At 48.6% G+C, this 23,974-nt stretch carries 25 protein-coding genes; 17 read left to right on the plus strand and 8 right to left on the minus strand.

Translation table 11 applies throughout. The features are described from left to right. Positions 1-210: 210 nt before the first annotated feature. Entirely contained in the window at positions 211-1,974 is a 1,764-nt protein-coding gene (aspS, locus tag XMG59_RS10880) for an aspartate--tRNA ligase (protein WP_173489143.1), read from the minus strand. 238 nt (positions 1,975-2,212) lie between these two features. Then, complete coding sequence (locus XMG59_RS10885; protein ID WP_173482089.1) at positions 2,213-2,656, minus strand: HIT domain-containing protein; 444 nt, start codon at positions 2,654-2,656, stop codon at positions 2,213-2,215. A gap of 53 nt (positions 2,657-2,709) precedes the next feature. Here XMG59_RS10885 and XMG59_RS10890 point away from each other — a divergent pair, with 53 nt between their 5' ends. Next, on the plus strand, positions 2,710-3,837 hold the full coding sequence (locus XMG59_RS10890) for a GNAT family N-acetyltransferase (RefSeq protein ID WP_173482090.1): 1,128 nt from the start codon (positions 2,710-2,712) through the stop codon (positions 3,835-3,837). Between the two features lie 47 nt (positions 3,838-3,884). Beyond that, on the plus strand, positions 3,885-4,253 hold the full coding sequence (locus tag XMG59_RS10895; protein ID WP_173498707.1) for a hypothetical protein: 369 nt from the start codon (positions 3,885-3,887) through the stop codon (positions 4,251-4,253). A gap of 8 nt (positions 4,254-4,261) precedes the next feature. Here the strand turns inward: XMG59_RS10895 and XMG59_RS10900 are convergent, their stop codons facing one another. From XMG59_RS10900 to fabV, 3 genes are all read right to left on the minus strand, one after another. Next, the gene (locus tag XMG59_RS10900; RefSeq protein ID WP_173482092.1) at positions 4,262-4,447 is read right to left on the minus strand and encodes a hypothetical protein; all 186 of its coding nucleotides are present in this window, start codon (positions 4,445-4,447) and stop codon (positions 4,262-4,264) included. An 85-nt stretch (positions 4,448-4,532) separates the two neighbouring features. Beyond that, entirely contained in the window at positions 4,533-5,618 is a 1,086-nt protein-coding gene (hemH, locus tag XMG59_RS10905; RefSeq protein ID WP_173482093.1) for a ferrochelatase, read from the minus strand. 168 nt (positions 5,619-5,786) lie between these two features. Further along, positions 5,787-6,980 (minus strand): enoyl-ACP reductase FabV, encoded by a 1,194-nt coding sequence (gene fabV / locus XMG59_RS10910; protein WP_173482094.1) that lies wholly within the window; start codon positions 6,978-6,980, stop codon positions 5,787-5,789. Positions 6,981-7,126: 146 nt separating this feature from the next. Here fabV and XMG59_RS10915 point away from each other — a divergent pair, with 146 nt between their 5' ends. From XMG59_RS10915 to XMG59_RS10945, 7 genes are all read left to right on the plus strand, one after another. After that, on the plus strand, positions 7,127-7,561 hold the full coding sequence (locus XMG59_RS10915) for a MaoC family dehydratase (RefSeq protein WP_173483480.1): 435 nt from the start codon (positions 7,127-7,129) through the stop codon (positions 7,559-7,561). Positions 7,562-7,702: 141 nt separating this feature from the next. Further along, on the plus strand, positions 7,703-8,188 hold the full coding sequence (locus XMG59_RS10920) for a DUF523 domain-containing protein (protein WP_173482096.1): 486 nt from the start codon (positions 7,703-7,705) through the stop codon (positions 8,186-8,188). A gap of 79 nt (positions 8,189-8,267) precedes the next feature. After that, complete coding sequence (locus tag XMG59_RS10925; RefSeq protein ID WP_173482097.1) at positions 8,268-9,986, plus strand: proline--tRNA ligase; 1,719 nt, start codon at positions 8,268-8,270, stop codon at positions 9,984-9,986. A gap of 12 nt (positions 9,987-9,998) precedes the next feature. Further along, positions 9,999-10,343, plus strand: coding sequence for an arsenate reductase (glutaredoxin) (arsC, locus tag XMG59_RS10930; RefSeq protein WP_173482098.1), 345 nt, complete (start codon positions 9,999-10,001; stop codon positions 10,341-10,343). A gap of 1 nt (position 10,344) precedes the next feature. Beyond that, positions 10,345-10,923: an NAD(P)H:quinone oxidoreductase gene (gene wrbA / locus XMG59_RS10935; RefSeq protein ID WP_173498708.1), complete on the plus strand. Its 579-nt coding sequence runs from the start codon at positions 10,345-10,347 to the stop codon at positions 10,921-10,923. A 10-nt stretch (positions 10,924-10,933) separates the two neighbouring features. Next, a complete protein-coding gene (locus XMG59_RS10940; RefSeq protein WP_173482100.1) occupies positions 10,934-11,308 on the plus strand; it encodes a DUF2069 domain-containing protein in 375 nt (124 codons plus the stop codon). Continuing rightward, complete coding sequence (locus XMG59_RS10945) at positions 11,308-12,927, plus strand: SufS family cysteine desulfurase (protein ID WP_173498709.1); 1,620 nt, start codon at positions 11,308-11,310, stop codon at positions 12,925-12,927. The genes XMG59_RS10940 and XMG59_RS10945 overlap by 1 nt, the downstream gene beginning before the upstream one ends. Here the strand turns inward: XMG59_RS10945 and dnaQ are convergent. The 3 genes from dnaQ to XMG59_RS10960 are packed head-to-tail and all read right to left on the minus strand — an operon-like array spanning position 12,915 to position 14,832. Continuing rightward, on the minus strand, positions 12,915-13,634 hold the full coding sequence (gene dnaQ, locus XMG59_RS10950; RefSeq protein WP_173482102.1) for a DNA polymerase III subunit epsilon: 720 nt from the start codon (positions 13,632-13,634) through the stop codon (positions 12,915-12,917). The genes XMG59_RS10945 and dnaQ overlap by 13 nt on opposite strands. Beyond that, positions 13,634-14,068 (minus strand): ribonuclease HI, encoded by a 435-nt coding sequence (rnhA, locus tag XMG59_RS10955; RefSeq protein ID WP_173483475.1) that lies wholly within the window; start codon positions 14,066-14,068, stop codon positions 13,634-13,636. The genes dnaQ and rnhA overlap by 1 nt, the downstream gene beginning before the upstream one ends. Beyond that, positions 14,065-14,832, minus strand: coding sequence for a class I SAM-dependent methyltransferase (locus XMG59_RS10960; protein WP_173482104.1), 768 nt, complete (start codon positions 14,830-14,832; stop codon positions 14,065-14,067). Before XMG59_RS10960 ends, rnhA begins: the two co-directional genes overlap by 4 nt. Before the next feature lie 79 nt (positions 14,833-14,911). Between XMG59_RS10960 and gloB the strand changes: the two genes are divergently transcribed. From gloB to ahpC, 8 genes are all read left to right on the plus strand, one after another. Then, the gene (gene gloB / locus XMG59_RS10965) at positions 14,912-15,685 is read left to right on the plus strand and encodes a hydroxyacylglutathione hydrolase (RefSeq protein WP_173498710.1); all 774 of its coding nucleotides are present in this window, start codon (positions 14,912-14,914) and stop codon (positions 15,683-15,685) included. A gap of 121 nt (positions 15,686-15,806) precedes the next feature. Next, positions 15,807-17,408: a LysM peptidoglycan-binding domain-containing protein gene (locus XMG59_RS10970; RefSeq protein WP_173484075.1), complete on the plus strand. Its 1,602-nt coding sequence runs from the start codon at positions 15,807-15,809 to the stop codon at positions 17,406-17,408. Further along, on the plus strand, positions 17,408-17,656 hold the full coding sequence (locus XMG59_RS10975) for a hypothetical protein (RefSeq protein WP_173484076.1): 249 nt from the start codon (positions 17,408-17,410) through the stop codon (positions 17,654-17,656). Before XMG59_RS10970 ends, XMG59_RS10975 begins: the two co-directional genes overlap by 1 nt. Positions 17,657-17,725: 69 nt before the next feature. Next, positions 17,726-19,528 (plus strand): extracellular solute-binding protein, encoded by a 1,803-nt coding sequence (locus tag XMG59_RS10980; protein ID WP_371731515.1) that lies wholly within the window; start codon positions 17,726-17,728, stop codon positions 19,526-19,528. After that, positions 19,528-20,619 carry a microcin C ABC transporter permease YejB gene (locus XMG59_RS10985; protein ID WP_173484077.1) on the plus strand — a complete coding sequence of 364 codons (1,092 nt, stop codon included), beginning with the start codon at positions 19,528-19,530 and terminating at the stop codon, positions 20,617-20,619. The genes XMG59_RS10980 and XMG59_RS10985 overlap by 1 nt, the downstream gene beginning before the upstream one ends. A 3-nt stretch (positions 20,620-20,622) precedes the next feature. Next, positions 20,623-21,648 carry an ABC transporter permease gene (locus tag XMG59_RS10990; protein WP_173498711.1) on the plus strand — a complete coding sequence of 342 codons (1,026 nt, stop codon included), beginning with the start codon at positions 20,623-20,625 and terminating at the stop codon, positions 21,646-21,648. Continuing rightward, a complete protein-coding gene (locus tag XMG59_RS10995) occupies positions 21,645-23,240 on the plus strand; it encodes an ABC transporter ATP-binding protein (protein ID WP_173482110.1) in 1,596 nt (531 codons plus the stop codon). Before XMG59_RS10990 ends, XMG59_RS10995 begins: the two co-directional genes overlap by 4 nt. A 115-nt stretch (positions 23,241-23,355) precedes the next feature. Continuing rightward, positions 23,356-23,922, plus strand: a complete 567-nt coding sequence (gene ahpC / locus XMG59_RS11000) for an alkyl hydroperoxide reductase subunit C (RefSeq protein ID WP_173498712.1) — start codon at positions 23,356-23,358, stop codon at positions 23,920-23,922. Positions 23,923-23,974 lie beyond the last annotated feature (52 nt).

The following is a 23,974-nucleotide window of genomic DNA, read 5'->3' on the forward strand; positions in this document are numbered from 1 at the left end:
TCCAATCGATCGCGGTTTGGCGCGGGGCGCCAATACGCTCCTATAGTAGGACTTTGCAACGATCTCTCTGCGTAGCTCGACTGTAGGAGCGAATTTGAGCGCAGCGAAAAACCGCGATCAACTCGCATCTGCGAGTTGTAAGTCTTTCAGCATTTTCCAGAGACACAAAAAAACCGGCTTACTGCCGGTTTTTTTTAATCAAACACTCGATTAAGGTGTTTTACGCAACTTGATGTTTAGGTCACGCAGTTGAGCCGCGCTCACTTCACCCGGTGCTTCAGTCATTGGACAAGCCGCTGACTGAGTTTTAGGGAAGGCGATCACTTCACGAATCGAAGTAGAACCCGTCATCAGCATAATCAGACGGTCAAGACCAAATGCCAGACCCGCGTGTGGTGGCGCACCAAACTTAAGCGCGTTCAATAGGAATCCAAACTTCTCGTCCGCCTCTTCATCACTGATACCCAGTACTTTGAAGACCGCTTTCTGCATCTCTTGATCGTGGATACGAACCGAACCACCACCAAGCTCACAACCGTTAAGAACCATGTCGTAGGCACGTGACAGCTGACCTTCAGGCTGAGCAATCAACTCTTCTGGTGAACAGCTCGGTGCTGTGAATGGGTGGTGAAGCGCTGTCATGCTGCCATCGGAGTTCTCTTCGAACATTGGGAAGTCGACAACCCATAGTGGCGCCCACTCACGCTCAAGCATGTTAAGGTCTTCACCCACTTTGATACGCAGCGCACCCAAGGCTTCGTTAACGATGTTGGCTTTATCCGCACCGAAGAAGACAAGATCACCATCTTTCGCTTCAAGGCGCTCCATAATCTGCAGCGCAATCTCTGCACCCAAGAACTTAACAATTGGAGACTGAAGGCCTTCAGCGCCAGCCGCTAGATCATTCACTTTGATCCACGCCAAACCTTTCGCACCGTAGATTGATACATACTTAGTGTACTCATCAATCTGCTTACGAGTCAGCTCAGAACCGCCCGGTACTTTAAGAGCCGCGACGCGACCTTTTGGATCCGTTGCTGGGCCAGCAAACACTTTAAAGTCGACACTTGCGACCAGATCTGCAACATCAACCAGCTCCATAGGAATGCGCAGATCTGGCTTATCAGAACCAAAACGCTGCATCGCCTCAGAGTATGGCATGTGCGGGAACTCGCCTAGATCGATGTTCAATTGATCTTTGAACAGGCCACGGATCATGTTTTCAGTGATTGCCATCACCTCGTGTTCATCAAGGAACGAGGTCTCGATATCGATCTGAGTGAACTCTGGCTGACGATCCGCACGCAAATCTTCGTCACGGAAACACTTAGCAATTTGGTAGTAGCGATCAAAGCCAGAGACCATAAGGAGCTGTTTAAATAGCTGTGGTGACTGAGGCAGTGCAAAGAAGCTACCTTCATGAGTACGGCTTGGAACTAGGTAGTCACGAGCACCCTCTGGGGTGGCACGAGTCAGGATCGGCGTTTCGATATCTAGGAAACCTTGATCTTCAAGGTAAGCACGAACCTGGTGAGTCACTTTAGAGCGGAAACGAAGCTTCTCTTGAATCTCTGGACGGCGGAGATCGACGTAGCGGTGACGAAGACGAACATCTTCACCCACTTGCTGGTGCTCATCCAACTGAAAAGGAGGAGTTTCAGCCTTGTTCAGGATGATCAGCTCTTTACCCAGCACCTCGATAGCACCCGTTGGCATATCCGGGTTGGTAGTACCCTCTGGCCGAGCACGAACAAGGCCTTTAACCTCAACTACGAACTCGTTACGGCAGCTATCCGCCAACGCGAAACTCTCTTCGCGATCTGGATCAAACACAACCTGTGTCAAACCCTCACGATCACGAAGATCTAGGAAGATTACGCCACCGTGGTCACGACGACGGTGCACCCAACCTGCCAGGGTAATTTCTTGTCCAATATGTTCTTCACGAAGATCGCCGCAATAGTGGCTGCGCATAACTCTGCTGTCCTATCTACTAAAACCCGCTGAAACGAGTATTAACTAAAATGGTTAGGCCTATGGCCGAAAGGCGGGAATTATACCTGAATTAACAGGCTATTACAGGGCAATTTTTGGTATTTCAAAGAGTATCTTGTGGATTCTAGAGCGGGTGACAGGCTTAAGGCCTGTCACCTTTGGGACGTCAAACTATCTACGAAGAGCGGTAACTGGTTTTCAACCTGTCAAACGCTGATTATACCGCTCTAAACTCAACTTCACCGGTTAACAAGGCATCCAAACGCTCTTTGACAGAGGCTAGCTCATCTGAGCTGTAAGGCTGTGCTGGCACTTTCCCCCAGACTGGTCCTGGCCAAGCAGGATCACTCTCTAACCGGGCGATAACATGTATATGCAATTGGGAAACCATGTTACCTAGATTCGCAACATTCATCTTTTTGGCCGCGAAGATATCGGATAACGCTTGAGCCAGTGCACTGGTCTCCAGCAGCATCTGCTGTTGATCCTCTGCACTGAGATGGTAGATCTCTGTCATACCCGCACGACGAGGTACAAGAATCAGCCAAGGATATTGGCTATCATTCATCAGCAAAACCGAAGAGAGCGGGAAATCACCCAACTTAATCGTATCCGCAGCAAGTTGAGCATCTAACTGAAATTCGAGTTCTAGTTCATCCATTTCTATATACTCCTCGTAACGACCTAACCTTTTCTTAAATATAGACCAAGCAGATGGAAATTAGGACTCATCAATCCATTAATAGTATTGATAAGCATCGTTGGAATGAACTTAAGGATTCCGACTATCCCTTTCTGCGTCATGAATTCTTGGCCGCGATGGAACATTCAGGGTCTGTTTCGACGGAACAGGGTTGGCAACCCTGTCACTTAGAATTAATTGAGGAGGGTGAGACGATTATCTATCTCCCTCTCTATATTAAATACCACTCTTGGGGTGAGTATGTTTTTGATCAGAGTTGGGCAAACGCTTTCCATCAATCCGGCTTAAACTACTATCCAAAGCTTCTAAGCGCAGTCCCTTTTACGCCATCAACCGGCCCGAGATGGGTAGGTAAACTGAAAGCTGAAGAGTCTCTACAGAGAATATCCCAAGCGATTAAAACCTTTGCTAGCGAGTACAAATTAGAAAGCTGGCACCTTCTCTTTCCAAACGACTCATCGATAAAAAGCGCTCTGCCTAGGGATTTGTTAATCAGAAGCGGACTGCAGTATCAGTGGTTTAATAGAGATTATCGTGACTTTAACCACTTCCTAGAAGGGCTCACTTCTCGAAAACGCAAAGAGCTGCGTAAAGAGCGCGAAAAAACCGAGGCGTTTAAATTCATTCACCTCTCAGGTTCAGATATTACCCAAGATCAACTTCAGCAGTTTTACGAACTCTACTCACTCACCTACCTTAAACGGGGACGTGAGCCCTACCTAAATGAGAGTTTCTTTACCGAATTAGTGCACACCATGCCCGAGCAGATGCTGTTTGTCTTTGCACAACTTGACGGAAAAATCGTTGCGGGCGCCCTATCCTTCCATGACAGCAGTACGCTCTATGGTCGCTATTGGGGCTGTTATGAAGAGTATGACGCGCTGCACTTCGAGACCTGCTACTACCAGGGGATCGACTACTGCATTGCACGACAGCTCAAGCGCTTTGACTCAGGTGCACAGGGAGAACATAAGATTAAGCGCGGTTTTGAACCTATATTTACTCACTCTGTACATTGGGTTAATCACCCAGAATTTCACAAAGCGATCGCTAACTTCGTTGATGAGGAGCGGGACTATCTGTCATCACAAAAATCTTACTTATCTGAAAGACTTCCGTTTAAGAACACAGATTTATAGTCTACTCTTATGAAAAGATTCCAGACAATCCATTTAACGGACTAAACATGACACCGCTCAACCAGCTCAAAGACGCTTATCTTATTCGTGACCTTGTAGAAGGAAAGATACGTTACTTTTGGGAATTCCCCTCTGGAGAGCGCGCCAGCGAACTACTGGTCTCTTATGATGCGGCTTATGACTGGTGGCGACAGGCGATTCATGATGCCTATGAAGGCCCCGAACGTCGTACTTCACCTTTTGATCGACGCGCTAACAGTGTTAAACGCGCCAGCGAGGTCAAACATGGGCAAGTGACCGTTCAGTCTTACGGTGGGCGACGCACAACTGATACGCCACCGAAAATTAGAGAGGATCGAGCTGAAGCTAAAATTGAGAGGTTAAAGTCCCAGCTGTCGCATTGGAGTGATCAATAAACGAGCAATCAGTGCAGTGGGGTTTCGTACTTTTTCTGAATCGCAATCAATTGAGGCTGAATATCGAGTGGGGCGTACTTGATCGCTTGATCAAACAGCTCTTTGTTCGCCTCTGATAATCGCTCATCTTCGTCCATCTGTGACAACTGACTCATCGCTTCAAGAAATTTAGGGTGCGGTTTCGTAGCAGACATCACAGACCTCCTGATCCAATAGATTAGATTCTATTGTGGCCTAAAGTATTCACTAGGCAAAGTGCTTTTTAGCGCAGAACAAACTCTACTGTTCCGCGCCTTTAGCTTTGGCTTCGGATGCTCGTAATTGATAATCATCTTCAGGTTTGGAGATCCACCCTTGAAGTTCACGATCAATCAATCCACACAGCATGTTAATGTGTGATGCATCAGAGTTTAGCGCTTCAATGTATTCATAACGCTCACCACCCGCCTCTTCGAAATATTCGCGGTTCTCTTCACCGATCTCTTCAATGGTCTCAAGACAATCAGACGAAAACCCAGGGCAGACCACCTGAACAGATTTCACACCCTGGCCAGGTAGGGATTTAAGCGTCTCATCAGTATATGGCTTCAACCACTCTTCGCGACCAAATCGAGACTGGAAGCAGGTCATATACTCCCCCTCTTCTAACCCCAAACGATCGGCAATCAGTCGTGTCGTTTTATGACACTGACAGTGGTACGGATCGCCATTTAAAAGGTATCGTTTTGGTACACCATGATAAGAGAGAATGAGTTTATCCGCTCGCCCATGCTCAGCCCAATGAGCTTGGATCTTCTCTGCTACCGCCTCAATGTAAGCAGGTTCATCAGCGTACTGCTGAATAAAACGGAAATCTGGAATCAGACGGCGTTTTTGAAAATCACTCGCTACCGCATCAAAGGTAGAAGCGGTCGTTGAAGCGCTGTATTGCGGATAGAGTGGCAACACTACTAACTTTCGAACACCCGCTTCTTGCATGCGATCTAGCACTGATTCAATCGATGGATTGCCATAACGCATCGCAAAATCAACCACGACGCGATCGCCATACAGCGATTCAAAATGGTTACGGATAGCTTCTGTCTGATTTTTAGTATGAGTAAGAAGCGGTGAGCCTTCGTCCGTCCACACGGTTGAGTAGGCTTCAGCAGAACGCTTCGGGCGTATATTTAAGATGATAAGATTGAGAACCATCCACCAAATTGGACGCGGAACTTCCACGACACGAGGATCCCAAAGAAACTCCTTAAGGTAGCGTTTAAGCGCTTTGGGAGTCGGTGCATCCGGTGTACCCAGATTGGTCACAAGGACGCCGATTTTATCTTTCTGGCTATGAGAAAATTTTGGAAAGCCTTTGTATTTCATCTAAAAAACGCTCTAAATGTTTGATGGTGACAGTGTAGCCAATCTTATGTGAGTGCACCAAGACTGAAATCAGAAAAATCCATACGCACTCTATGGGCTTTACGATCACCTGTAGCAACTGACAATAAAAAACCGGCACATAGCCGGTTTTTTTTGAGTTGACTTGTATTAAGACAATTCGAGTGGCTTGAACGGAACCAAAGTATCCACTTCAGCGTCGTAATCAACACCGTCAATACCGAAGCCGAACAGCTTCAAGAACTCATCTTTGTAGAGTTGGTAATCGGTCAATTCAAACAGATTTTCAGAAGTGACATCTGGCCATAGGGCTTTACACGCCGTTTGAATACTGTCACGAAGCTCCCAATCATCTAGACGGAAGCGGTTGCCTTCGTCCATTTCGCAGCTGTCACCGTAGAGACCGGTGCGGAATAGTCGGTCAATCTGCTCTTGGCACCCTTCATGAACACCTTCAGCACGCATGATTTTGAACACCATAGCTAGATAGAGTGGCATCACAGGAATAGCAGACGAGGCCTGTGTCACAACGGACTTAAGAACCCCTACGTTTGCTTGACCACCCTTTTTCGACAAGCGCGCATTCAATTCAGAGGCAGCACGATCCAAATCCTGCTTCGCTTTACCAAGGGTACCGTGCCAGTAGATCGGCCAAGTGATATCGGTACCAATGTAGCTGTAAGCAACGGTTTTAGCACCGTCAGCCAAAACTCCTGCTTCATCCAGAGCTTCGATCCAAAGCTCCCAATCCTGACCGCCCATCACTTTGACGGTTGCGTCGATCTCTTCTTGATTGGCTGGTTCGACTTCCGCTTCGATGATGACATCTTTGTTAGTATCGATCGCTGTTGAACGGTAGACCTCACCGATCGGCTTCAAGGCAGAACGAATCACCTCACCAGAGTCTGGCATTTTACGAACAGGAGACGCCAGCGAATAGACCACAAGATCAATTTGACCTAAGTCCTCTTTGATCATCTCAATGGTTTTCGCTTTCGCTTCATGAGAGAAAGCGTCGCCGTTAATCGATTTAGCGTAAAGCCCTGCTTCGTGGGCCAGCTTTTCAAAACTCGCCGAGTTATACCAACCCGCGGTACCTGGTTTCTTCTCGGTTCCCTCTTTTTCAAAGAAGACACCAATGGTAGAAGCACCCGCACCAAAGGCTGCTGTTATACGTGAACTCAAACCATAACCCGATGATGCACCTACAATAAGTACACGCTTAGGACCATCAATCGTTCCTTGCGCTTGAGTCTTCGCAATTTGCTCGCGAACGTTTGCTTCACAGCCTGTTGGGTGAGTTGTTGTGCAGATGAAACCGCGAATTTTTGGTTTAATGATCATGGTAGAAAGTTTAGTCCATTCAATATAACGAAACGCAAAGATACCTGATTTATCCCCACTGGGGAATCTTGAAACCTCTCTTGCACCCCATGAAAAAGTGAGTAACCTGTTGCAAAAACCCAATTCCACACTGTTTAGGATGATTTATGGATAATTTACACGGCTACTACTTAGAAGACCTTGAAGTTGGTATGAGCGACAGTTTTGCAAAGACCATTTCTGAGGCAGATGTCTATGGCTTTGCAGGCATTTCGGGTGACACCAATCCTGTACACATCAACGAAGAGTATGCGGCGACAACTCCATTCGGCCAGCGCATTGCCCACGGCATGCTAAGTGCGGCATTAATCTCTACTGTGGCCGGTACGAAACTTCCTGGACCTGGAGCGATCTATGTTGATCAGCAGATTAAGTTCAAGGCACCCCTTTTTATCGGGCAAACAGCGAGAGCAGAAATCACCGTTAAAGAGATCAATGAACGCCGTCGTCGTGTCCTTTGTGACACCAACGTTTATGTTGGCGACAAGGTAATCGCAACGGGTGAAGCAACCTTTATGGTGGACGCCCGTCCAGAGGCTTAAACAGCCTAACAGCCTGTGTAAGACCATTGATTGAGACTCACAGGCTGACTTCCCCTTTCCACTTCTGTATGATCGCCAACCACTAAATCGTCGTACAGCGACATCTACGACACAATAATAAAAAAACACGGTCACACATTTATGAATAAAGTGCTTATCAGCGCCTGTCTTTTGGGCGAAAACGTTCGATACGATGGACGTCACAACCTCATTAATCACCCCCTGCTAGAGAGGCTACAAAACGAAGATCGCCTCGTTAGGATCTGTCCCGAGGTCGCCGGTGGTCTCACTGTCCCTCGCCCCTACGCCACTATTGCTCGTCGTATTCCGGTTGAAGTCATCACAGATGAAGGCGAAGACGTTACTCCGCAGTTTGTTCTTGGCGCCGAGCTCACAGCAGAACTGGCAAAGCGAGAGGGGTGCGTTGCGGCTTTGATGAAAGCAGATAGCCCAGCCTGTGGTAATCGCGACATCTCAGGCGCTGCCTTCAGTGGTAAAGAGGCGTCTGGCGCTGGTATTGCAGCGCAAGAGGTCATTGAGTCTGGCATCCCAGTCTTTAATGAGACGGAAATTGATCGCTTAGAAGCGATGTTAGAAGAGCTAGATTTAGTATCTGAAACCGCATAATTGTTTTTAAAACTTGTAGCCGAAAGAGCCCATCCTTAAACTATGGGCTCTTTTTATTTGAGCTGGAAACAATTTCACCATGCGTGCTAGTCAATTTCTTATTGCGACCGTCAAAGAGACTCCTGCTGATGCAGAGGTTATCAGTCATCAGTTAATGCTTCGTGCGGGCCTCATCCGCAAACTGGCATCAGGCCTATACACCTGGCTACCGATGGGTCTTAAAACACTGCGCAAGGTTGAAAAGATCATTCGCGAAGAGCTCGATGCTTCGGGTGCTCAGGAGCTACTGATGCCTGCGATTCAGCCGGCTGAATTGTGGCAAGAGTCAGGCCGCTGGGAACAGTACGGACCTGAACTGCTCCGTTTGAAAGATCGTCACCAGCGTGATTTCTGTGTTGGACCGACTCACGAAGAGGTGATTACCGATCTGGTTCGCAACCAGCTTAAGAGTTACAAACAGCTACCGGCTAACTTTTACCAAATTCAAACCAAATTCCGTGATGAGATTCGTCCGCGTTTCGGTGTAATGCGCTCACGTGAATTTGTTATGAAGGATGGCTACTCCTTCCACATCAACCAAGAGTCACTACAGAAGACGTACGACGACTACTTTGATGCTTACGTTCGCATCTTCGACCGCCTTAACCTAGATTACCGTCCAGTCATTGCCGATAACGGTTCTATTGGGGGTACCGGCTCTCATGAGTTTCACGTTCTTGCCGCTTCTGGTGAAGATGATATCGCCTTCTCTGACAGCAGCGATTACGCAGCCAATGTTGAAATGGCGGAAGCAATCGCACCTAAAGCCGCTCCGGATGCACCTACAGAAGAGATGCGTTTGGTTGACACGCCTGATGCTAAAACCATTGCCGCGCTCGTTGAACAGCACAACCTACCGATCGAGAAGACGATTAAAACCTTAATGGTCAAAGCGTCGGACGAGGTTGATTCAGAGATCGTTGCCCTTCTGGTTCGTGGCGACCATGAGTTAAATGAGATTAAGGCGGAGAAGCAGCCTGAAGTTGCCTCTCCTCTGACCATGGCAACTGAGGAAGAGATCCGTGCAATTGTGGGCGCCGGCCCTGGCTCCCTTGGTCCAGTCAACCTTCCTATTCCGATCGTTATTGATCGCGCAGTGGCTTGTGCGTCTGACTTTGGTGCCGGTGCTAACATCGATGGTAAACACTACTTCGGAATTAACTGGGAGCGTGATCTTCCTACCCCACGCGTTGCAGATCTTCGCAACGTGCAAGTTGGCGACCCAAGTCCAGACGGCAAAGGTACGCTGAACATTCGTCGCGGTATCGAAGTGGGACACATTTTCCAGTTGGGCTTGAAGTACTCCGAAGCGATGAATGCAACGGTATTGGATGAAAACGGCAAAGCGGTGCCAATGACCATGGGTTGTTACGGTATCGGTGTTACTCGTGTCGTTGCAGCTGCCATTGAGCAGAATCACGATGAGAACGGCATCATCTGGCCAGAATCTCTAGCACCTTTCACCGTTGCTCTAGTACCACTGAACTACGATAAATCTGATGACGTAAAAGCGCTATCGGACAAACTCTACTCAGAACTGAAGGCAAAAGGTGTTGATGTACTACTAGACGACCGAAAAGAGCGCCCAGGGGTTAAATTTGCCGACATGGAGCTAACAGGCATTCCACACCGCCTAGTGATCTCAGACCGAGGCATTGCAGCCGGTCAACTTGAGTACAAAGGTCGACGTGATGCTGAAGCCTCGGATCTTCCACTGGATAACGCAGTGGACGCGCTGATCGCGAAACTGGGCCAATAAGGAACTATTTCAATGAGCATCACTATTCTTCACAACCCTCGCTGCTCTAAATCACGTCAAACTTTGGCACTGGTTGAAGAGCAAGGGGCTGAACTCACCGTTCGTGAGTATTTAAAAGAGCCTCTATCCGCTGATGAGCTTCGTCAATTGATTGCCGCACTGGGTGTAACACCAATCGACCTAGTGCGCACCAAAGAGGATGAGTTCAAGTTGGCCGGTCTGACTAAAGAGTCCTCAGCTGATGCATTGATCGACGCTATGGTTGAGTACCCAAAACTGATGGAGCGTCCCGTTGTGATCAACGGTGACAAGGCGCGCATTGGCCGCCCTCCTGAGCAAGTATTAGAGATTCTGTAATATGTCTGCGCCGTACGTACTGGTTCTATTCTACAGTCGTCATGGCGCGACCCGTGCGCTGGCTGAATCGATCGCACTGGGCATTGAACAATCTGGTATTAACGCTCAAATAAGAACCGTTCCGGCTGCAGAAACGTCTGACCTCGCAGATAGTGAAGGGACACTCTATGTCACACAGGACGATTTAAGAGAGTGCTCAGGCCTAGCATTAGGAAGTCCAACCCGGTTTGGTCATATGGCCAGTGCGTTAAGCGCATTTATCGAGACGACCACGTCAGAGTGGCTGTCTGGCTCGCTGATCGATAAACCGGCAACACTGTTCACCTCATCCAGCTCACTGCATGGCGGTCAAGAGAGTACGCTGCTCTCTATGGCTCTGCCTTTGATCCATCAAGGAATGCTGTTAGTCGGTGTTCCCTATAATGTTGCTGAACTGCACTCAACCACCCGTGGTGGCACACCTTACGGTGCCAGTCAGGTATCGCAAAACAGTCACCGCCTATCACAAGACGAACAGAGAATTGCCGTCGCTCAGGGTAAACGTTTGGGTACCCTAGCGCAGCGTTTGAGCAGTCGTTAAAGGAGTTAACATGTCTCTACAACGCAAAGCGTCAATCAGTGGTTTAATTACCCGTGTCAGCTTTATCGCCCTTTTAATCTTCTACACTCTACGTTTCTTATGGTTAGCACCGAGTTCTGGAGATAACCCTTGGGTGATTTGGCTGGTTCACTTACTGCCACTGATCGGTTTTACACCCGCTATATTAAAGGGCACACCGCGTCCTCACGCTTGGCTCTGCTTCGTATTGCTGCTCTATTTCTTGGGCAGTGTACTGACGGCTATCCAACCCCATTTAGCCCTCTATGGTGTGATTGAAGTGTTGTTGATTTCGACTCTGTTTACCGCTGCGATGATGTATACACGCTGGCAGAGTCGCTGGCTGCGTGAGCAAACCAGTCACTGATGGACAGCCAAACCCTGCGACGAATACGTTCGAGCTTTCCTATCCTCAATACACGAGTTGATGGGAAACCCCTGATCTACTTCGATAACGGGGCTACCACTCAAAAACCGCGCGAAGTGATCGATGCAATAACTCAGTTTTATCGGAAAGAGAATGCCAATGTTCACCGTGCGGCTCACCACCTGAGCAGCCTAGCAACCGCACACTTTGAACAGGCTCGAGGTCAATTAGCACAGTTCATTAATGCTAAACCCAATGAAATTGTCTGGACTCGAGGTGCAACCGAAGGTCTCAATCTCGTCGCCGAGAGTTACCTAAGACCCATTCTCAAGGCAGGTGATCGCATTGTTATCGCTATCTCTGCTCATCACGCTGCGATTCTTCCGTTTCAGCGATTAGCGCAGCAGGTTGGCGCCCACTTAGACGTCATCGAACTGACAGCGTCAGGTGAACTCAATTCAGATCAGTACCAAAGCTACCTTAAACTCAATCCAAAACTGGTGGTACTACCCCACGCCTCCAATGTCCTAGGCACCGTCTACCCCATTAAAGAGATGGTAAAACTGGCCAAGAGAGAGGGCCTAACGACTCTGATAGATGGGGCTCAAGCGGCACCGCACCTGGTCTTGGACATGCAGGATCTTGACGCTGATTTTTATGCGTTTTCGGGTCACAAGATGTTTGGTCCGACCGGTATTGGGGTTCTTTACGGGAAAGAGGCTCTGCTTAATGCGATGCCCCCTTGGCAAGTTGGCGGCGAGATGATTGAGTCGGTCAGCTTAACTGAGACCCAGTATGCCGAGGCGCCGCTGCGCTTTGAAGCGGGCACGCCCGATATTGCCGGCGCCATTGGATTGGCAGCTGCCGCTGAGTACCTAAACAATCTAGACCGTGCAGAGATAGAAGAGCACGAGCAGCAACTGACCAGTCACCTCTTGCAGGGACTCAAATCCATAGAGGGGATTAAAATACTCCCTGCTGGAGAGTTCAGCTTACCCATTGTGAGTTTCTATCATGAGACGATCAATGCCGACGACATAGCCGCTCAACTCGATGCACAGGGCATCGCTGTTCGTGCCGGTAGCCACTGCGCGCAACCGCTCATGCAGTCATTTGGATTGCACTCTTCTGTGCGCATCTCTTTAGCGTTTTATAACACAATTGAAGAGCTAGACACTTGTATCGCCCTTTTGCGTTCACTCTGTAGCCATCAACCTGTGACGAGTGATGAGACATCGAATAGCGATTCAGCAAAGCTTTGGATAGAACAGGTTGAGCAAGCGAAAGATTGGCCAACACGACTGAATGCACTGATGAGTTTGGGATCAGTCTCAATAGACCCAAGCCTAAAGCGACCAGAAAATCTCGTCACCGGTTGTGCCAGTCAGACTTGGATAAAACTGAGTAGTGAAAAGGGTTTTATTCAGTTCGATGGGTGCTCAGAGAGCCGTCAGATTACTGCTCTGATTCAGCTTTTTAAGCACCAGATTGATCAGGGATCCACTGTCGAACAGATCAAGACTTACCTAACGGACCTTGGCTTGGAAAGGCAGTTGAGTCGCACGCGTGGCAACGCCATTCAACGTTTGATTGAATGGCTAGAGTCTCACGACTCCTGAGAAAGGTTTCGCCACACAGCGCCGTCTGATTTCTTATCCAGCATATCCAAAAAACGTTCGTGCTCAGTGAGGTCATCTTCACTCGCTTTCAACACTTTAAGACCAGAAACCTGTTCAGGAGTAAGGCGTCTGATTCGCTGTCCACCACCCTCTTCATCTTGCCCATCCACCGATAGACTCAAGGCGGTTTGACCACCCGTAATCGCCAAATAGACATCGGCTAGGATTTCAGAGTCGAGCAAGGCGCCGTGCAATTCACGGTGCGAGTTATCTATAAAGTACCGACGACAGAGAGCATCTAGGTTGTTCTTCTGACCAGGGTGTTTTTTACGCGCTAAGGCTAAGCTGTCGGTAATCGTACAGAACTCTTCGATGCGCTCTTTAATCCCGTTGCGCTCAAACTCCTTATTAATGAAGCCGACATCGAACGACGCGTTATGGATGATCAGTTCGGCACCACGCACGTATTCAATGAATTCGTGCATCACAACATTGAACTTAGGCTTGTCTGCCAAAAATTCATTGGTAATGCCGTGGACCTGCATCGCCTCAGCATCAACCTCACGATCGGGCAGAATGTATTGATGGTAGTTGTTACCGGTTAAGCGGCGTGCCACCATCTCCACACAACCGATCTCGATGATGTTGTGACCCTCTTCGGGCTCAAGACCGGTGGTTTCAGTATCGAGTACAATTTGACGACTCATTAGAGCTGTTCCTCATATCCGCGATTAGCCAACTGATCGGCTCGTTCATTACCTGGATCACCACTATGGCCCTTAACCCATCGCCACTCAATGTCATGTTGTTGTGTCGCCTGATGAAGTCGCTGCCAAAGCTCGGCATTTTTAACCGGCTTGCCCTGGGAGTTTTTCCAATTTCGCTTCATCCAGCCGTGGATCCACTCTGTGATCCCTTTGCGCAGGTATTCCGAATCTGTGTAGAGAATTACCTTAGAGGGTCGTTTTAAACACTCTAGCGATTCGATAGCCGCCATGATCTCCATGCGATTATTGGTGGTTTCATGCTCCCCACCCCACATCTCTTTCTCAGCACCGCCATAACTTAATAGCGCACCCCAACCACCAGGCCCAGGATTACCTTTACAGGCCCCGTCGGTATATATCGTGACTACTTTCAACTCTTATTTCGCCTTACACCAGCACTTGTTGCTTTAGATTCTATCACTTGTAACTTGCCAAGTAGACGACGATTCCACTGCGGTTGCAGTGGTGTGAGACCCGCTACATCTTTTCTTGCTGTTATTGTGAATAGATTGCCGGATTTAAACGGCAACGCCTTAATCACCTTGGCCACAGGCCTGATCCGTTGCCGCCACTGGTTACTCTCCAGAGGGTAGTTGAACTCTTTAGAGTCCCCACCTAAGGATGAGAGCTGCAGCAACTTAAACCAATCGCCTAAACGGTGTTGCGAGATAAATTGGGCACGCCAAGGGGCGCCCTGATTTCTCTTAAACTGTGAGTGCAACCCTAACCAGGAGGTCGGATTAAAACCCAACAAAATCAGATGACCACCAGGGCGAAGGATACGGGCCGCTTCACGAATAACTTGGTGTGGATCCGCAGAAAACTCATGAGCATGGTGCAATACCAAAATATCAATGACCGCCGACTGCACGGGCAGCTCTTCTGGCGTTGCAATTAGGGTTCGTTCTTCCATCCCTAGCTCAACTCTAGGAGCAACCAATACAGCGTGCTGAGCTCTGGCTGTATCACAGAGCCACTGACGACCGTCCAAAGTAACCTGTAATAGACGACTGCCCTGCACGGAGAGCAATGCACGCTCGATCATCTGGCGCTCTTGTGCCAAAAACTGCTGCCCCAACTCTGAGTCGTACCAGGCTTGCAGTTCGCTGACTGCGTTCAAATCAGTCACACTACTCATCGTTTTCACCTTCAAATGAGGTTCTCATTGATCTCTATTCTAGGTAACCTGAGGGGAAATTTCAGCCTCGGAGTTCAGGATGTTTAAGCTAACCCCATTACCCGCATTTGACGATAACTATATCTGGGTCATCGAATCACCTGATGACTCATCCATTGCCGTTGTCGATCCAGGTGATGCGGATGTGGTTGAACAGCATCTGACTCAATCCAACAAAACATTGTCTGCTATCCTAGTCACCCATCACCACCGAGATCATACTGGCGGTGTTGACGCCTTGAATGCGCGATACTCAGTGCCTGTTTACGGCTCATCTGACTCAAAGTTTCCTGGTGTAACACACCCTCTATCTGACGGAGACTCCATTGAGCTGTTTGGGGCGTCTCTATCTATCAAAGCTGTCCCTGCACACACTCTGGATCATATCGCCTACTTAGTTAACGGCGATACACCACAGATGTTCTGTGGCGATACACTGTTTTTAGCTGGCTGCGGTCGCCTGTTTGAGGGAAGTGCAGATCAGATGCAACAAGCAATGGACTACTTTGCAAGCCTACCGGATGCGACCGAGGTCTACTGTACGCATGAGTACTCTCTAGCCAACCTGGCCTTTGCCAAAGCCGCTGACCCAGAAAATAGTGACATCGACCAAGCGATCACTCGATGCGAACAGCTAAGATCCGATAACAGACCGACACTGCCAAGCAGCATCGGATTAGAACGCCAGATAAACCCCTACATGCGAACGCGTGAAGCGGCATTAATTCAGAGCGCCAGCCACTATTCCAACCAAACACTCTGTGCTGGAGTCGAGACCTTGGCGGCACTGCGAGAATGGAAGAACAGCTTCTAAATAGTGATCTATGAAGTGGACTTTTTATTCCTTAACAGAAAATTAATGAAATTGACCCAATAGCCCCTCACAGGTAGAATTGCGGCTTTAAATTTTCGGTATAAATGTCCAGAAAGGCACTATGGCAAAGTTGAAATCGACACTGATGGTTGGCGCCCTTGCGATCACACTCGCAGGCTGTCAGACCGTCGCGACACAACAGAGCGCACAGCAGAGTCCAACCGAGCCTGTCCAGGTGCTTGAGAGCGAGCCTGTTCTTGTTCAGCGTACCGAACCCAAAGTGAAGCCAGAGTGGGATGAAGCCCCGATTAAATCGGTACTTCTAGAACTTGAGAAAGATCCAAAGAAAGCAGACTTGTGGGAAATAACCCGCAACAACATGCGACTCAACCACAACCTGGACAAAAAGGTCGTTCAACAGCATATCGATTGGTATGTTGAGCACGACAAATATTTGAACCGCTTAACAGGCCGCGCCTCTCGTTACTACCACTTTGTACTGCATGAAGTGATCAAACGTGGCATGCCGGCAGAGATCGCTCTAATACCAGCAGTAGAGTCCTCTTACGACCCATTTGCCAAATCACCGGCTAAAGCGTCTGGAGCATGGCAGTTCATGCCAGCAACCGGCGATCATTTCGGTCTTAAGCGTAACTGGTGGTACGACGGTCGACGCGACATTGTTGCATCAACGCATGCGGCATTGGACTACCTAGAGTATCTGCACGACTACCTCGATGGGGATTGGTTGTTGGCCATGGCCGCTTACAACGCCGGTGAGGGAACCGTAGGTCGTGCAGTTAAACGCAATAAAAAAGCCGGCAAGCCAACCGATTTTTGGAATCTAAAACTGCCGCGTGAGACTCGCCACTACGTCCCTAAAATTCTAGCGATCTCTGAGGTGTTCAAAAACCCAGACAAGCATGGTCTTGCTTTAGCGCCTCTTGCAGACAAACCCTATTTTGAAATCGTCGATACTGGGGGGCAGATCGATCTGTCACGCGCTGCTGAGTTGAGCGGAGTGGAACTGGATGAGATCTACAAGCTCAACGCGGGATTTTCACAATGGGCTACGGACCCAGAGGGCCCGCACCAGCTATTGGTTCCAGTTGATAACGCGGCGCGCTTTAAAACCGAACTAGCATCACTCGCCCCTTCAGACAGAATCAACTGGGCTCGTTACGAAGTTAAGCCTGGCGATAGCTTATCGGTCATCGCTAAGCGCTTTAACACAAACATTTCGACCATTCAGACCTCGAATGATTTGAAAAGTTCTCTGATTCGCGTTGGCCAATCTCTATTGATCCCATCAGCGCTGGTTGATGCCAGCCAGTACCGCTTGAGTGATACGCAACGTCGCACCGCCAGTATCCGCAAGAGCGCACCCGCAGGCAGTAAAAAGATTCTTCACACGGTTAAATCCGGTGATTCGCTCTGGAAAATTGCGAAAATCTACGGCGTTGATCATAAGTCGATCGCTCGCTGGAACAACTTTGGCACCTCTAAGACGCTTAAAATTGGTGAGCGTTTAGCGATTTTCAAAGCCGATGCTCAAGCCTCTTCAACTGCACAGTACTTGGTCCGCAAGGGTGATAACCTCAGCGTCATTGCGCAGCGCCACAACATCAGTGTTCAGCAACTGCTTAAATGGAACGACATCAGCATCGATACCCTATTGATGCCAGGCCAACCCCTTCGCGTTAAACAACCTGAGCAGGGCTAATGGATACTTTAGGCATTGCAATCATCGTCATCTCGGTGGTTCTAGCTGTGGTCTTCAAAGTAGTTGTGATGAAACGCATCCGCGAATGGGTTGATCAAGACCTCATTCGCAGTCTCTCGATGGGCGATCAAATCAAGCTGACTAAGCTGATGGAGTTGGATCAGCAGCTTAAAAGCCAAGAGACGCCTCGTGGCGAACGTCATCAGCAACTGGAAAAGCTTGCTGAGTCACTCAATTCAACAAAATAAGTTGAATTTTTAACCCTAGCACCCTATTTCTAACGTATAGTTTTATAAACTGTTTCGTTGGAGGTTTCCGTGGCTTTGGGTTCTATTCAAAAAAATTCCATAAAAAAAATAGGCGCCATTCTCTCATTCGCCGTTGCACTGACGGCTCATGCCAGTGTCGAGTCTTCGCACGGGATCGCGATGCACGGCGACCTGAAATACGATGCAGGGTTTAGTCATTTTGAGTACGTTAACCCAGAAGCACCTAAAGGCGGAGTTTTTAAACAGGCCGCCAACGGCACTTTTGATAGCTTTAACCCTTTTATTATCAAAGGCACAGCAGCGGATGGTACCGGATTAACCTTTGACACCCTGATGGCTCGCTCTTACGACGAACCCTTCACTCAGTACGGCTTACTAGCCGAAGCGGTCCGTATGCCTGAATCCAGAGCCTGGGTTGAGTTTGATCTTCGTAAGCAGGCACGTTTCAGCGATGGTACCCCTGTGACAGCAATCGATGTCATCGAGACCTTCAGACTATTGCGTGAACAGGGCTCACCCTTCTACAAAGCTTACTACCGCGACATCCGTTCAATCACCGCTATTACAGACCATACTGTCCGTTTTGAGTTTGGCAGTGAAGAGAACCGCGAATTGCCATTGATCATTGGCGAGGTCCCTATTCTCTCTGCGAACTATTGGAAAGAACGAGACTTCACCAAGCCTTCGCTGGACCCTATCTTGGGTTCAGGGCCCTACGTTGTAGACTCTTTTGAAGCGGGTAGAACCATTACCTACAAGCGCAACCCAGATTATTGGGGAACCGACCTTCCGGTTAACCGCGGTCGCTACAACTTTGATGCCATGCAGTTTGATTACTACCGTGACAGCACCGTCGCACTGGAGGCATTCAAAGCTGAAGAGTATGACTTTAGAGAGGAGAACTCCTCTAAAAACTGGGCGACCAGCTATACGGGCCCGGCATTTGATGAGGGTCGTATTAAGAAGGAGCTGATTGCTGATGCCAACCCGGCTGGTATGCAAGCCTTTATCATGAATACGCGCCTCGACAAGTTCAGTGATCCTCGTGTTCGATCAGCCATCGCACACGGCTTCGATTTTGAGTGGACCAATGCCAACCTGTTTTACAGCGCATACACTCGCAGTCACAGTTTCTTCTCTAATTCAGAGATGGCCGCCACTGAACTACCCAGTGAAAAAGAGTTGGCCATTTTAGAGCCGTTCAGAGGCCAGATTCCGGATGAGGTGTTTACAACCGTTTACCAAGCGCCAACCACCAAAGGGGATGGGCGCAACCGAACTCAACTTCGCACAGCACTTAAACTTTTAAAAGAGGCTGGCTGGACACTAAAAGATGGCAAATTGGTTAATGATGCCGGAGATTCATTCAATTTCGAAATACTACTGGTGCAAAAGGATTTTGAACGCGTCGTTGCACCCTTTATTCAAAATTTAGAGAAACTGGGGATGCAGGTCAGCATCCGCATCGTTGATGTATCCCAGTATATTAATCGTCTTCGTTCAACTGACTTCGACATGATCGTCGGCAGCTTTGGACAGAGCAGCTCACCAGGCAATGAGCAGCGCGAATTTTGGGGATCGGAAGCCGCCGATCAACCCGGTAGCAGAAATCTAATCGGCATCAAAGATCCCGCGATTGATCAGTTAGTGGAGCTTCTGATTCAAGCTCCGGATCGTGAGCAGCTTGTGCTGCGTGCTCGAGCACTGGATCGAGTATTGCAGTGGAACCATTTTGTGGTGCCTCAGTTCCACATCGACTCACACCGTGTCGCCTACTGGGATAAATTTGAGTTACCTGCGATTCGCCCCACCTACACCATTGGACTGGATACCTGGTGGGCTAAGCCATAATGGCAGCGTACATTGTTCGACGATTACTGCTCATGATACCGACGCTGTTCGGTATCTTGCTGTTGAACTTCCTAATTATTCAACTGGCGCCTGGTGGACCGGTTGAACAAGCTCTCGCTCACCTACAGGGTTTTTCGGTTGATGCGACCAGTCGTATTGGTTCAGGAGAGCGTTCAGATATCAGCGCCGATGCACAAGGCGGCGATTCAAAATATCGGGGTGCCCAAGGCATGGACCCCGCACTGGTTGCTGAGATCGAACAACTCTATGGCTTTGACAAGCCGGCCCATGAGCGGTTTTTTAAGATGCTGACAGACTATCTAACCTTCGATTTTGGCCGTAGTTTTTTCAGTGATAAACCGGTGGTTGATCTGATTATCGAAAAGATGCCTGTCTCGATCTCTCTTGGGCTATGGACCACACTGATCACCTACCTAGTCTCCATTCCTTTAGGCATTCGAAAAGCGGTTCGAGATGGCTCCCCTTTTGATATCTGGAGTTCCAGCATCATCATTGTTGGCTACGCGATCCCAAACTTCTTGTTTGCTATTTTACTGATCGTACTATTTGCCGGCGGCACCTACTTTGAGTGGTTTCCGTTGCGAGGCTTAACTTCACCCGGATTTGAAGAGATGACTCTGATCGAAAAAATCGGGGATTACTTCTGGCACCTTGCTCTACCAATCCTAGCGTCCGTTATTTCCAGCTTCGCAACGCTGACCATGCTGACTAAAAACACCTTCCTTGATGAGATCCATAAGCAGTATGCACTGACCGCTCGGGCTAAGGGTTTAACCGAGCATCAGGTTCTTTACGGCCATGTATTCCGAAATGCCATGCTACTGATCATAGCGGGTATGCCTGCTGCATTGATTGGTATTTTCTTCACAGGATCGATGTTGATTGAGGTGATCTTCTCACTGGATGGTTTAGGGCTGCTTGGCTATGAGGCGGTTATCAACCGAGATTACCCTGTTATTTTCGGTACGCTCTACATCTTCACCCTAGTGGGGCTTCTATTAAAGCTGGTATCAGACATCACCTATACCCTTGTCGATCCTCGTATCGATTTTGAGAGTCGAGAGGGTTAAACGATGGCATCACCCATTACTCAGCGACGCATTGCACAGTTTAAAAGCAACCGACGAGCCTACTACTCGTTTTGGATCTTTATGTTGCTGTTTACCCTGTCGCTCTTTGCTGAATTGATCGCAAATGACAAACCGATCCTAATCAAAACGGATCAAGGGCTGTTCTATCCGTTAATGGAAAACTATACAGAGACCGATTTTGGCGGTGACTTTGATGCACCGGTCGACTACCGCGATCCCTATATTACTGAACTGATTGAGGAGCAAAACGGCACTCTATGGTGGCCCGTTATCCCGTTCAGCTACGACACAATCAATTTTAACTTGGACCAACCGGCCCCCTCTCCGCCTACTACCGACAACTGGTTAGGCACTGATGACCAGGGGCGTGATGTCGCGGCAAGATTGATCTACGGTTTTCGTATCTCGATACTGTTTGCCACGGTCCTGACCCTTGCCAGCTCAGTTATTGGCGTTGTGGCGGGTGCTTTACAGGGGTATTACGGAGGCAAGGTCGATCTATTGATGCAGCGTTTCATTGAGATCTGGTCCGGTCTGCCGGTTCTCTTCCTATTGATCATTCTAGCCAGCCTAGTGGAGCCTAATTTCTGGTGGTTGCTAGGGATTATGTTGCTCTTCTCATGGATGAATTTGCTGGATGTGGTGCGCGCTGAATTCTTGCGTGCACGCAACCTAGAGTATGTCAGAGCAGCAAGGGCTCTAGGGCAACCGAACTCAGTCATCATGTTTAAGCATGTCCTTCCCAATGCTATGGTTGCGACTCTGACGTTTATGCCCTTCATCTTTAATGGTGCACTGGTGACATTAACCGCGCTCGACTTTCTTGGCTTTGGCCTACCACCCGGTTCGCCATCCTTAGGTGAACTTGTGGCACAGGGCAAAGAGAATCTTCATGCACCTTGGTTAGGTGTGACCGCTTTCTTATCACTCTCTATCATGCTGACGTTACTGATCTTTATTGGTGAAGGTGTTCGTGACGCGTTTGATCCCAGGAAACAGAGCCGATGAAACCGATTCTAGACGTAAAACATTTATCGATTCGATTTCCTGATCAGCCTGAAGCAGCTGTAGAGAATCTAAGTTTTTCTCTACACGCAGGTGAAACACTGGCGATTGTTGGCGAATCGGGTTCAGGCAAATCGGTCTCAGCCCTGTCGCTATTGAAACTGCTGCCTGAGCAGACAGAGATACAAGCAGACTCGATCGTTTTCCAGGGGAAAGATCTTCAGGACGCAACAGAAGCCGAACTTCGATCAATAAGAGGCCACCGAATCAGCTACATTTTTCAGGAGCCGATGACCTCTCTTAATCCGCTTCATAGCATCGAGAAACAGATAGCTGAATCGCTTAAACTGCATAAGGGATTATCGGGCTCTAAGGCCCGTACACGAGTGATAGAGCTTCTAGAGCTGGTGGGTATCCCATCACCTGAATCCCGTTTGAAAAGTTACCCCCACGAGCTATCAGGCGGTCAGCGCCAGCGTGTCATGATTGCGATGGCATTAGCCAACGAACCCGAGATTCTAATTGCCGACGAACCCACCACTGCGTTGGATGTCACGATACAGAAGCAGATATTAGATCTGCTGATGGCACTGCAACAAAAATTGGGAATGGCCATACTGATCATCACTCACGATCTGAATGTTGTGCAGCGTTACGCCGATCGAATTCTCGTCATGCAACAGGGAAAGGTCGTTGAGCAGGGCGATACTCTTACACTGTTTAATGCACCCAACCACCCCTACACAAACACACTGCTCAATGCAGAACCTGTGCGCGACCTCGCTGCTGTTGAAGCAGACGCTAACACCTTGTTAGAAGCTAAAAACATTCGAGTCTGGTTTCCTAAAACTCAGGGCCTTCTAAAACGCGTTTATGATCACATTAAAGCGGTTGACGGCATCGATCTGCAGATCAAAAAGGGCGAGACATTGGGTATTGTCGGTGAATCAGGGTCAGGTAAATCAACCCTGGCCTTTGCCCTTCTGAAACTGACCAAAAGCGAAGGTGAGATATGGCTAGATGGCAGACGTGTTGATTCGCTCAACCAAAAGGAGATGCGACCTCATCGCCGTGTTGCCCAGATCGTTTTCCAAGATCCCTTCGGTAGCCTCAGCCCGAGAATGACTGTGGCAGAGATCATTAGTGAGGGGCTGGAAGTACAACAGAGTTTCTCACCTGAACAGAGAGAAGCCGCTGTCATTCAAGCCCTTCTGGATGTGCAGCTAGATCCAGAATCTAGACATCGCTACCCGCATGAGTTCTCAGGTGGCCAGCGACAACGAATCGCCATCGCGCGAGCACTGGTATTAAAGCCTAAATTAATCGTGTTAGATGAGCCGACCTCTGCCCTCGACAGAACGGTTCAAAAACAGGTCATTGATCTACTTCAATCCCTGCAACGCCAATATAAACTAAGCTATCTTTTTATTAGCCACGATCTCGCTGTCATAAAAGCGTTAAGTCACCGCGTTATGGTGATGAAAGGTGGCAAAGTGGTTGAATCTGGCACTGCAGAGGCTATTTTTAATGCCCCTTCGACGGATTACACCCGCGAATTAATTTCTGCATCAGCCCTTGAAAAAGAGACTGCCTGATAGCATTTATTAATAACATCATTAGTTACAATTAATTTTACCTTTTTGTCGGCGAACTTTAAGATTCGTCGCATTCTTGAAACATGACAATTTAACCAACCAAGGAGAAGACAGAATGTCTGCTTACATTAACCAGGAAGTTAAACCATTTAACGCAACAGCATTCCACGCTGGCGAATTCGTAGAAGTTTCAGAAGCTGACCTTAAAGGTAAGTGGTCTGTTGTTTTCTTCTACCCAGCAGATTTCACGTTCATCTGCCCAACAGAGCTAGGTGACCTTGCAGACAGCTACGCTGAGTTCCAGAAGATCGGTGTTGAGATCTACGCAGTATCAACTGATACTCACTTCACTCACAAAGCATGGCACGACTCTTCTGAGACGATCGGTAAAATCACTTACCCAATGATCGGCGATCCAACTGGCCAGATCTCTCGCAACTTCGACGTAATGATCGAGGAAGCAGGTCTTGCTGAGCGCGGTACTTTCGTTATCGATCCAGAAGGTAAAATTCAGATCGTTGAGATCAACTCTGGTTCTGTAGGCCGTGACGCATCAGAACTTCTTCGCAAGATCAAAGCTGCACAGTACGTTGCTGCTCACCCAGGCGAAGTATGTCCTGCTAAATGGAGAGAAGGCGCTGAGACTCTAGCACCATCTTTGGATCTTGTTGGTAAGATCTAATCGGACCTAAGTCCTTTCCCGAGGCTGCACTCGCAGCCTCGTTTCTCTCTAA

This window comes from Marinobacterium sp. xm-g-59, from assembly GCF_013283315.1.
In the GTDB taxonomy this organism is placed as follows: Bacteria; Pseudomonadota; Gammaproteobacteria; order Pseudomonadales; family Balneatricaceae; genus Marinobacterium_E.